Source organism: Photobacterium sp. SP02 (genome assembly GCF_038519165.1).
Classification (GTDB): Bacteria; Pseudomonadota; Gammaproteobacteria; order Enterobacterales; family Vibrionaceae; genus Photobacterium; species Photobacterium halotolerans.
The window spans coordinates 1-10703 of sequence record NZ_JASJOJ010000088.1 but is presented as its reverse complement, the minus strand read 5'-3'; the positions used below and the strand labels follow the sequence as shown (position 1 = coordinate 10703).

The following is a 10703-nucleotide window of genomic DNA, read 5'->3' as shown; positions in this document are numbered from 1 at the left end:
TGCTATTTACCATACTACTCAGTTGGAACAGGCCGTGCCGAACCAGCTGTATATCGCCGTGGCGCACATTCTGACTTATGTCATGCAGCTCAAAGCTTTCCGTACCGGGAAAGGCGGCAAACCACAAGCATTACCGACTTTTGCGATTCCACGCCACTTACAGTATTAAGGCAGGAGAGAGATCAAACCCATGTTAAACAGGCTACCTAAATTTAACCATTTAAAGCGCAGTTATATCAGCATTCCTGCTGCGCTGCTCATGATACTGGCCATGGTCATGCTGCCCCTGCCTCCTATGCTGCTGGACGCCATGTTCACCTTCAACATAGTGCTGGCTATCATGGTGCTGCTGGTCAGTACCACGGCAAAACGACCACTGGATTTTTCTATCTTCCCGACCATATTGCTGGTCGCGACGCTGCTGCGTCTGACGCTGAACGTGGCGTCAACGCGGGTAGTGCTGCTTGAAGGCCACAACGGCGGCGATGCGGCCGGTAAAGTGATTCAGGCATTTGGTGAAGTGGTGATCGGCGGTAACTATGTCGTCGGTCTGGTGGTCTTTGTCATTCTGATGATCATCAACTTCGTGGTGATTACCAAAGGTGGCGAGCGTATTTCAGAAGTCGCTGCCCGATTTACCCTCGACGCCCTGCCGGGTAAACAAATGGCGATTGATGCCGATTTGAATGCCGGTTTGATCGATCAGGAACGCGCCAAACTGCGCCGGAAAGAAGTCGCCAATGAAGCGGATTTCTACGGCTCGATGGACGGTGCGTCAAAATTCGTCCGTGGCGATGCCATCGCCGGCCTGCTGATTCTGTTCATCAATATTATTGGTGGTGTCAGTATCGGCGTATTCGAATACGATATGACGGGCGCAGATGCGTTCAAGACCTTTGCCTTGCTGACTATCGGTGACGGTCTGGTTGCACAGATCCCGTCCCTGCTGCTGGCCACCTCAGCGGCGATTATCGTGACGCGCATCAATGACAGCGATGATGACATGGCTGAGTCGATGCGCAGTCAGCTGCTCGCTTCCCCGACCACTTTGTTTACTGCCGCCACGATTATGGCGATTGTCGGCAGTGTGCCGGGTATGCCGCATCTGGCATTTTACGCCTTCGCTGCCGTCCTGGCCTATTCGGGCTGGCGGCAGCTCAAATCACCCACCCATGATGATCAGCTGGAACAGGTTGAACAACTTGGCTACGCCATGCGCCGTGAAAGCGAGCAGGTGCTGGCCTGGGATGATATTCCGCATGTTCAGAGCCTGTCGCTGCACCTGGGTTTCCGCCTGGTTCATCTGGTCAATAAAGATCAGGGCGCGCCGCTGTCGCAGCGGATCCGGGGGATTCGTAAAACCCTGTCCGAGCAAGTGGGTTATCTGCTGCCTGAAGTCAGCATTCAGGACAACCTCAGCCTGCGGCCAAACCAGTACACCATCGCCGTACAGGGTGAGATAGTCGAACAGGGTGAAATTGAACCGGATCGCCTGATGGCCATTGCTGTGGGTGAAACCTACGGTGATATTGACGGCATCCTGGGGACTGACCCGGCCTATCAGTTACCGGCGGTCTGGATTGAGCCCGGCGACAAAGCCAAGGCACTGAATATGGGTTATCAGGTCATTGATGACGCTACCGTCATCGCCACGCACCTGAGTAAGGTAATGAAAAACAACCTGGCCGATTTGTTCACCCACGACGATGTCGACAACATGATCCACCGCTTGTCGCTGCAGGCACCGAAACTGGCCGAGGCGCTGGGCAATGTCATGACACCGGCTCAGCAACTCAAGGTGTTCCGTCACTTGCTGCAGGATCAGGTGCCGGTCAAAGATATCCGCACCATCGCCAACACCATGCTCGACAGTGCAGAAAATACCAAAGATCCGATTCTGCTGGCCGCCGATGTGCGCTGCAGCTTACGCCGCACTTTAGTCAACCTGATCAACGGTGACCGCAAAGATCTGAACGTGTACACCTTGTCTGATGATCTGGAGCAAATTTTGCTGAAATCTCTGCAGCAAGCACAGTCAAACGGCCAGGCCATGCTGGACAGTTTTCCGGTTGAGCCCAATATTCTGCAGCAATTCCAGCAAAACCTGCCATTAGTCAAACAGCAGCTTAAGCAGCAAAATCTGCCTCCGGTTCTGCTGGTGATGCCACAACTTCGGCCACTTCTGTCACGTTATGCGCGTACATTTGCACAAGGTCTGGCGGTCTTGTCTTATAATGAGATTCCAGAACACAAGCAAATCAATGTGGTAGGAAACCTTGGCTAAGTTGTTTACCGATGCCGCGTTAGGCGAGCATGCACGCGGGCTGCTGATTCAGGCAGCCCAGACTCCGGATGATCACATTCTGCTTGAGGCCATGCAGCACAATGATATACGTCATGTCTGCCAGCCGATAAGACACACAGAAACCAACGAGGTCACATTCCAGCACCTCACTTTACGGTTCGGCAGCAATAACGAGCAGAGTGTCTACCGTTTCGATCTGTCTGAAGAGATGCGTTATGCACTGGATCTGTTCGGGCTGCTACTGGCTGTCAGGCACATTAAATTTCAGCAGGAAACCATCCACGCCAGCCTGATTAATCCGTTAGTTGTGCCCCTGCAGGTGGAAACCTTACTGAAATGGGAACCCGGCCAGCATTTTTTGTCTTCCCTGTTTGAACATCATAGCCAGGCGATGCAGGACGTCGTGCCCTGTATTCAGCTTTTCCAGTCCGGTTTAGATTCAGAGCAACTGGGCCAATTGCTGGGCTGGTTACACGATGTTTGTCCGGCTTACTGGGTGGATATCAGGCTGCCAACCGCCTATCTCCCTTTGCTGGAGAGGTATTCGCCTGCTGCTATCAAAATAGCCCAGTTCAATGAAGACACAACCTTTAAGCAAGGCCTCCTGCCGGTCATCCGCTTTTTGAAACAGTGCCATGTCGAGTTTGTCGCCGGACGCGTGGCCACTCAATACGATCTGGTCCGTTTCCGTCGACTTGGCGCGGGTTATTATTTCGGGTACATCAGCGATATACCCACCTCCTTCTCCGCGCCGAGAAAATTTAAACTCGTTAAATAGTCTCTCAACACTTTTATGTACAAAGCTAATATTTACAACGCCAGCACTTCAGCTGGCGTTTTGCTTTCTGTCGTTACCCGCCAAATATTGAATCTCGATCACAACTCTTTGCTACCTCTTTACCTGGCTCTTTTCTGTCTTTACGTAATCCTTCACTCATTCAGGTGTAGACCATTTACTCTAACCAGCACCTAAGCTGATTATTTCATTGCCAGGTTTAATAAAATTGAAACCTCACACCATGGCTTTTACAGCTGAAAACGGTGAATTTAGCAAATTTTTCAAAATTTATTTTAGCATTCCATATAAAAATCAAGTTATTGATTTTTAATAAATTTATCTCATTGTAACCAGGTAAAAAACCGCTAAACATCAAGATAAAATCATTTTTTTTCACTTTTCTGATTAATGTTCTCAGAGCCTCTTCCGCCTCATATTAGCGAGTAGGAATAACGGCCACACAGAACAACAAACTGATTTGTGTGCCGATATAAACCAATATAAAGAAGCAATACTTAGGAGAATTTTCATGGCTCTATCAATGCACACCAACTACGCATCTCTGGTTACGCAAAACACCCTGAACGGCACAGGCAACATGCTGAACACGGCCATGGAGCGTCTGGCGACTGGCTACCGTATCAACTCTGCTGCTGATGATGCTGCTGGTCTGCAAATCGCAAGCCGCCTGGAATCTCAAACTCGCGGCATGTCTGTTGCAATGCGCAACTCTCAGGACGGCATCTCTATGATGCAAACGACTGAAGGTGCACTGGACGAAGCAAGTAACATCCTGTACCGCATGAACGACCTGGCTACTCAGGCAGCGAACGGTACTAACTCAGTAAACGACCAGGAAGCTCTGTACGCAGAATTCACTGAACTGACCAGCGAGCTGGGCAGCGTAATGGCCAACACTAAGTACGCTGGTGAAACTGTGTTTGACGCAGCCGGTGTGAAAGGCGGCGGTATCGTACTGCAAATCGGTGGTTCTTCTGCTGAGACTCTGGACTTCGCTACTTCTATCGACGGTAAAGTTGGCGCAGCAGTAACTATGCTGGAAGCTGGCGGTACTATCGCTTCTCTGGGTACCTTTGGTGACACAGGCGCAACTGTAGCGGCTAACCAAACTGCTGCACAGACTGCAATGGACACTATCCAGACTTCTCTGGACACCATCGGTGGCGCACGTGCTGCTCTGGGTGCGAACATCAACCGCCTGGAACACACCATCACTAACCTGGGCAACATGGTTGAGAACACCTCTGCTGCGAAAGGCCGTATCATGGATGCTGATTTCGCTGTTGAAACCTCTAACATGACTAAGAACCAGATGCTGATGCAAGCCGGTACTTCTGTACTGTCTCAAACTAACCAGCTGTCTGGCATGGCAATGTCTCTGCTGCGCTAATCAACTGATTAGTCTCAGATACCTAGTCAAAGTCACTCCAATGTTCAAAGCCCCGATTTTCGGGGCTTTTTTTCGTCCCACCCCTGAATACTCCACCCTGAATGATGTTGGCGCTTTCCCCTTCTATAAGGACAGACATATTAAGCAGCAGATCCATTCTTATCAGGACAGGCACATCATTCTCAAATCCTATAAGGACAGACACGTGAGCACCTCTCCTACAAGAGCCTCCTACTAGGACAGGCACATTAAGAAAAAAACAACTCCATCAATTTCATGTTTTTCATACTTGGCCCGAAATTCTGAACTTATCCCTTTCGTCTGCGCTCAAACACAGATACTGTGAATCCATCCAGTACAACTCAATCATTACCAATGACAACAGCACGCAGCCAACTCATTAGTGTAGAAGCAACGCCCTATTACCATTGTGTTTCACGCTGTGTTCGGCGTTCATTTCTGTGCGGGTATGACAAACTTACCCAAACCAGCTATGAACACAGGCGGGGGTGGGTCGAGAAACGGTTAAAACGAATTGCCACCGTATTCTGCGTGGATGTTTGTGCTTACGCCATCATGAGCAACCATTATCATGTCGTTCTGCATATCAACAAAGATCAGGCCCATCGCTTATCGAATCACGAAGTCGTTGAGCGCTGGCTCACCTTACATCGTGCTCCCGTGCTGATTCAGCGATTCTTAAAAAGCGAAAGCTTATCCGATGCCGAACAAAATGCTTGCTTGACCATCATCCAGACCTGGCGGGAAAGACTCTGTTCCATCAGCTGGTTCATGCGCCTGCTGAATCAATACATAGCAAGTGAAGCTAATCGTGAAGATAACTGCACCGGCCACTTTTGGGAAGGACGTTTCAAAAGCCAGGCATTACTGGATGAAAAAGCCCTGGCTGCTGCTATGGCATACGTTGATCTAAACCCCATACGAGCCGGTATTGCAGACACACCAGAAACCTCCAACTTCACTTCGGTGAAAGCTCGTATAAAATCGCTTCGCAAAAATCAGGTGACAGCCCCACCGCTTTTCCCCTTCGCCGATAATCCGCGAAACAATATGCCGGAAAGACTGCCATTTCACCTGGCAGATTATCTTGAACTGGTTGAATGGACGGGACAACAAATCAGAGGAGATAAGCCCGGACATATACAATCAACTCAGCTTCCTATCCTTGAACGACTTGGTATTGAGGCTGATTCATGGCTAAATATTTGTACAAACATAAAAAAATGTACACTCGTTGGCTCCGCCGCTGCAATTCAAACAGCATTACCCCAGTTTAACCGGCAACGGCGAACCGCCTTGCAAATTCCTTAATCCCTACACTGTACCCTCTGCACACAACACGCTGAATGTCATGCGTTCGCCCCCACTCTCGTGAAAGTCAGACCGGAGACAGAAAAGCCGCTGCTGGTATCAAAAATACTGTAAATCAATCTTATTAAGATGATATAAACAGCAAATTCGGTGATATCAGACACAAAGCACACTACCTTTTTCTGGCCAATGACCCAAAGTGACTGTCCTTTCAACACGACTTTCGCTCCGATTTAAAGGCGACTGTCCCTTTAAGTCTAAGTCTGCATAGCTCGCAAAATCGAAATCTAATCTCAGCCTATTTCAACAATATTTTTCTCCATATCTACCCGAAATTTCTGCCCATAACGTCAGTTAAACGCCGTAACTAAGCAGTTCATCATGAATTTTCCGTTCATCTCCGGTGCCAAGTACTTTATTGATAGGTTTATGACAACTTTACGTTACACATTGATGCAAAAGGATAATTTCGCTTTCTATCCAAACTGGCCTACGTTTTGTTGGTTTAATAAAAATCTCCAGGGAGGAGAATATGAAAAACACAACAAGGTTTTTGGCTTTACTCATTTCAGCTGTCTGCAGCCAGGCTTATGCCGAAGACAAAGTCTGGATATCCATCGGGTCGGATGCCAGCCAGACGGTGAAATCTGTCATGCAGCACAAAGCACAAGCTTTATTACCAGAGTCATTGGCCAGCAGCGGACCAGTGTGGGTAGGACAAGTGGATTACAGCCAGCTGGCTGAGTTATCGCACCACATGCACGAAGACCATCAGCGCTGCGGCGGTTACATGGTCCATTCCTCAGCAGAAAGTGCCATTGCCGCCAGCAATATGCCGCAGTCACTCGCGTTTTTTCCGATCCCTGATATCAGCCAGCAAGACACAGTCAACGCCTGGTTACCTCAGGTAAGTTCACAGGCCATTACCGGCACAATCAGTTCACTGACCAGCTTCATCAACCGTTTTTATACCACCACTTCCGGTGCGCAGGCATCTGACTGGCTGGCCAGTGAATGGCGTTCGCTGAGCGCGTCACTGCCCAACGCCAGCGTTAAGCAAGTTTCGCACTTTGGTTACAACCAGAAATCTGTCGTATTCACAATAACAGGATCAGAAAAACCGGATGAATGGATCGTACTGGGCGGTCACCTGGACTCCACCATCGGCTCTCACACCAATGAGCAGAGTATTGCGCCCGGCGCCGATGACGATGCATCCGGCATTGCCAGCGTAACGGAAATTATTCGCGTGCTGTCAGAAAACAATTTCCAGCCTAAACGCAGCATTGCCGTTATGGCTTATGCTGCGGAAGAAGTCGGATTACGTGGCTCTCAGGATCTGGCCAACCAATATAAAGCGGAAGGCAAAAAGGTTATCTCTGCTCTGCAGCTGGACATGACCAACTACAAAGGCTCGGTGGAAGATATTGTGTTTATCACAGATTACACAGACAGCAATCTGACCACCTTTCTCAGCCAGCTGCTTGATGAATACCTGCCAAGTTTAACCTACGGGTTCGACACCTGCGGCTATGCCTGTTCAGATCACGCTTCATGGCATAAAGCCGGGTTTTCTGCAGCTATGCCCTTTGAAGCGAAATTCAATGACTACAACCCGATGATCCACACGCCGAACGACACGCTGCAGAACTCAGATCCGACAGGTTCTCATGCGGTCAAGTTCACCAAGCTGGGCCTTGCCTACGCCATTGAAATGGCCAATGCCACAGGCGGAACCCCGCCGCCGACAGGTAACGTGCTCAAAGATGGCGTACCGGTTAACGGATTGTCCGGTGCAACCGGCAGTCAAGTGCGGTATAGCTTCGAGCTGCCGGCGCAGAAAACACTGCAGATCAGCACATCCGGTGGTTCGGGGGATGTTGATCTCTATGTGTCATTTGGCTCGGAGGCCAGCAAACAAAACTGGGATTGCCGACCGTACCGCAACGGGAATAACGAAGTCTGTACCTTTGCCGGGGCAACACCGGGCACATACTCCATTATGCTGGACGGCTATCGCCAATTCTCTGGTGTAACACTTGAGGCGTCAACTCAGTAGTCTGCGCTGACCCACCAGCACCAGGGGATGTTTCCCCTGACATTTTAACCGCACCAAAATTACCGGAAACCCCCGGGTTTCCGGTTCTTTATCGTTAACTCTCTCCCCATCCCTGATTTCCCGCTGCGCTTCTTAATGACCCCAACCGATTCGCCGCCCTACTTCATAGGGGTTGTTGCATAGGTCACAAGGTGATCTTGCAAAGCGAATTGGCTTTACCTGTCTATTTTCTGCTGAAACGGAACAGTTTCCGTCTGGAAGCAATCACTGTCAGACGGAAGATAAAGCGGAAACCTGATCGGAAATCTTGCTTCCGCTTTGTGAGGGAAAACCATGACAACCCTAATTATTTCAATCAATTAAGACAGTGGCACACTAATTGCTTTAGTAGTCATAAATATAGGAGTTTTTCCATGAGTTCCATCGATCCGATCAGTATGGCAACACAGCTGGCCACCTATGAGGTTCAGCCGTTTCAGCAACGTTTTCAGACTCAGGCTGATAAGTACCAAAGCCAGATTTCTGCCTACGGCAAGATTGAAACAGCCTTACGGACATTCCGCAGCGCAGTAGAAGACATGAACGGTCTGAATGACAGCGTGGTAAAAAACGGTGCCACTTTCTCGCAGGAAGGCAACATCAGTGCCAATGTCAATGCCAGCGCACTGGCGGGTGAGTACCAGGTCTTTGTCGAACAAATCGCGACCTCTCATCAGATGGGCGTTGATCTGGGCGCAGGCACCACAGCCGACACCGCGATTCCGGCAGCAGGCAGCATGGTCATCTCTATGGATGGCAATACCATGACGCTTGATCTGGCGACCGTAGACACAGACAACGACGGCACAACCACCCTTCAGGAACTGGCCGCCGCCATCAACAATGATGAAAACAACCCGGGTGTGAACGCCTCACTGGTGCGCGCCAACGGTGAAACCCACTTCATGTTGTCCGGCAAGGAAACCGGTGTCGCCAATACAGTGTCCGTCAACGTAACGGGTACAGGTGATGCCAACTTCGAAAATGCCTTTGCCAACAGCACGGATATCAGCACACCGAAAGATGCGGTGATCTGGCTGGGTGCGGAAGGCACCGGCCTGAAACTGACCAACAGCTCCAACACCTTTGAAGGTGTGATTGACGGCGTTGATCTGACCGTTTCTAAAGCACAGGCCAGTGGTGACCAGCCCGTCGGTATTACTGTGGGTTCTGATAAAGAAGCCACCAAAGAGCAACTGAACAAAATGGTCGATGCGTATAACGCGCTGATGTCTGAAATCAACAAATACACCAAAGTCGGCTCAAAAGACGAAAAACGTGGCCCATTGGCCGGTGACGGGACTATCCGTTCTCTGGAAAACCAGATCAGCAATATTTTCCGTCAGTCTTACAACGGCCAGAGCCTGTATTCAGTGGGTGTCAGTATTGACCGAACCGGCAAGCTGGCTATTGACAATGACAAGTTCGAAGCCGCCCAGGCCGCCGATCCGGCAGCACTGAACGAGATGTTCAACGGCACCGATCAGCTGTTCGACTCGCTCGAAGCAACGGTAAAGCCTTATCTGTCGTTCTCTGATGGCGTCTTCACAAGCCGCAAAGACAGCCTTCAGCAAAGTATCAGCCGTATTGACGACAAAATGTCCAATCTGGAGCGCAAGTACCAGATGTCTTACGACCGTTATCTCGCCCAGTTCACTCAAATGAACCAGCTGATGACACAAATGCAGCAAACAAGCGGATTATTCGCGATTTAAAGGAGTTAACTCATGCTAATGCAAAACTCGGGCTTTGATTCGTATCAAAGCGTCGATCTGGATGCCCAGGCCGCATCAGCAAACCCTCACCAACTGGTGATCATGCTGATTGACGGCCTGCTGGATGAAGTCGTCCGGGTCAAAGGTCATATCGAATCCAAACGTCTGGAAGCCAAAGGGAAAGGCATCAGTAAGTGCATGAACATCCTGATTGGCCTCGACAGTGCGCTGGATGTAGAAGCAGGTGGCGAACTGGCCGCCAATCTTCACGACCTTTACGAGTTTTGCATCAGCGAGCTCTTTAAGGCCAGTTCCCAGAACAAAGTCGAACACCTGACGACGGTAGAAAAAGTCATGACTAACGTCCGTGAGGGATGGGAAGGTTTTGGTCAGCATGCCTAACATCACAGTGAGCCAGCTTGTGGCTCTCAGGCAGCATCTTGACCGCACCGTGACTGATAGCGACTGGGATCGCCTTCAGCAGCTTGATCAGACGTTACAAAAAGTACTGCGGAATCTGAAAGGCACACAGCTGACTGAAGATTATCTTCAGGCGCTTGCCCATCTGAAAAGCAGTCATCAGACAGCCATCGCTGCGGTCAATGCAGCGAAAGAAAAGTTACAGCAAGACATGAATGCCGTCGGTGAAGGAAAAGAAGGACTTCTGGCATATCAAATGGCCATGAATATGGAGCTTTAATGAACACTATCGTCTCACATTCCAAACTGGCTAACAGTGACAGCGAGTCGGCGGACATGCTTTCCGGCAAAGTCAAACCGTCCAATGATGGCACTGCCTCCAACTTCAGTGACACGCTGCAATCCAATGCCGCCACTGACAAACAGGAAGCAGCCATTACTGAGACCTCTTACACGGCCGACGCTGCCGAACTGTCAGAATCACAGCAAGACAGCAATCCGGCACTGTCTCCGGCAGCAGCGGCAGACATCATTGCCAATCTGCTGGCGCAGGCCGAAAAGCAGCTGGGAGCAAGCTCGGCAACAGTGTCATCCTCAAGCATTCTGCGCAGACGCCTTTGTGCGCTGAGCGGCTGAAATCGGCG

The 10703-nt window shown here is 50.1% G+C and carries 9 protein-coding genes and 1 pseudogene; all 10 read left to right on the top strand.

Going from position 1 to position 10703, the window contains the following annotated elements:
* Window positions 1–169: pseudogene (locus tag P0Y67_RS21230) on the top strand (flagellar biosynthesis protein FlhB); the annotation flags it as partial.
* 21 nt (window positions 170–190) lie between these two features.
* Complete coding sequence (gene flhA / locus P0Y67_RS21225; protein WP_342393468.1) at window positions 191–2284, top strand: flagellar biosynthesis protein FlhA; 2094 nt, start codon at window positions 191–193, stop codon at window positions 2282–2284.
* Window positions 2277–3083 (top strand): hypothetical protein, encoded by an 807-nt coding sequence (locus P0Y67_RS21220; protein ID WP_342393467.1) that lies wholly within the window; start codon window positions 2277–2279, stop codon window positions 3081–3083. Before flhA ends, P0Y67_RS21220 begins: the two co-directional genes overlap by 8 nt.
* A gap of 529 nt (window positions 3084–3612) precedes the next feature.
* Window positions 3613–4494, top strand: coding sequence for a lateral flagellin LafA (gene lafA / locus P0Y67_RS21215; protein WP_192016552.1), 882 nt, complete (start codon window positions 3613–3615; stop codon window positions 4492–4494).
* Between the two features lie 375 nt (window positions 4495–4869).
* Entirely contained in the window at window positions 4870–5826 is a 957-nt protein-coding gene (locus P0Y67_RS21210; protein ID WP_342393466.1) for an alpha-amylase family glycosyl hydrolase, read from the top strand.
* A gap of 532 nt (window positions 5827–6358) precedes the next feature.
* A complete protein-coding gene (locus tag P0Y67_RS21205) occupies window positions 6359–7885 on the top strand; it encodes a M28 family metallopeptidase (protein ID WP_342393465.1) in 1527 nt (508 codons plus the stop codon).
* A gap of 413 nt (window positions 7886–8298) precedes the next feature.
* The gene (fliD, locus tag P0Y67_RS21200; protein WP_342393464.1) at window positions 8299–9639 is read left to right on the top strand and encodes a flagellar filament capping protein FliD; all 1341 of its coding nucleotides are present in this window, start codon (window positions 8299–8301) and stop codon (window positions 9637–9639) included.
* 12 nt (window positions 9640–9651) lie between these two features.
* Entirely contained in the window at window positions 9652–10041 is a 390-nt protein-coding gene (fliS, locus tag P0Y67_RS21195; protein ID WP_342393463.1) for a flagellar export chaperone FliS, read from the top strand.
* Window positions 10034–10339, top strand: coding sequence for a hypothetical protein (locus P0Y67_RS21190; RefSeq protein ID WP_342393462.1), 306 nt, complete (start codon window positions 10034–10036; stop codon window positions 10337–10339). Before fliS ends, P0Y67_RS21190 begins: the two co-directional genes overlap by 8 nt.
* Complete coding sequence (locus tag P0Y67_RS21185) at window positions 10339–10695, top strand: hypothetical protein (protein ID WP_342393461.1); 357 nt, start codon at window positions 10339–10341, stop codon at window positions 10693–10695. Before P0Y67_RS21190 ends, P0Y67_RS21185 begins: the two co-directional genes overlap by 1 nt.
* The last annotated feature ends 8 nt before the right edge of the window (window positions 10696–10703 follow it).

Bases quoted from the DNA above. Each gene is read 5' to 3' on its own strand.
- flhA (WP_342393468.1), top strand. From the start codon at position 191: ATGTTAAACAGGCTACCTAAATTTAACCATTTAAAGCGCAGTTATATC.
- lafA (WP_192016552.1), top strand. From the start codon at position 3,613: ATGGCTCTATCAATGCACACCAACTACGCATCTCTGGTTACGCAAAAC.
- P0Y67_RS21210 (WP_342393466.1), top strand. From the start codon at position 4,870: ATGACAACAGCACGCAGCCAACTCATTAGTGTAGAAGCAACGCCCTAT.
- P0Y67_RS21205 (WP_342393465.1), top strand. From the start codon at position 6,359: ATGAAAAACACAACAAGGTTTTTGGCTTTACTCATTTCAGCTGTCTGC.
- fliD (WP_342393464.1), top strand. From the start codon at position 8,299: ATGAGTTCCATCGATCCGATCAGTATGGCAACACAGCTGGCCACCTAT.
- fliS (WP_342393463.1), top strand. From the start codon at position 9,652: ATGCTAATGCAAAACTCGGGCTTTGATTCGTATCAAAGCGTCGATCTG.
- P0Y67_RS21190 (WP_342393462.1), top strand. From the start codon at position 10,034: ATGCCTAACATCACAGTGAGCCAGCTTGTGGCTCTCAGGCAGCATCTT.
- P0Y67_RS21185 (WP_342393461.1), top strand. From the start codon at position 10,339: ATGAACACTATCGTCTCACATTCCAAACTGGCTAACAGTGACAGCGAG.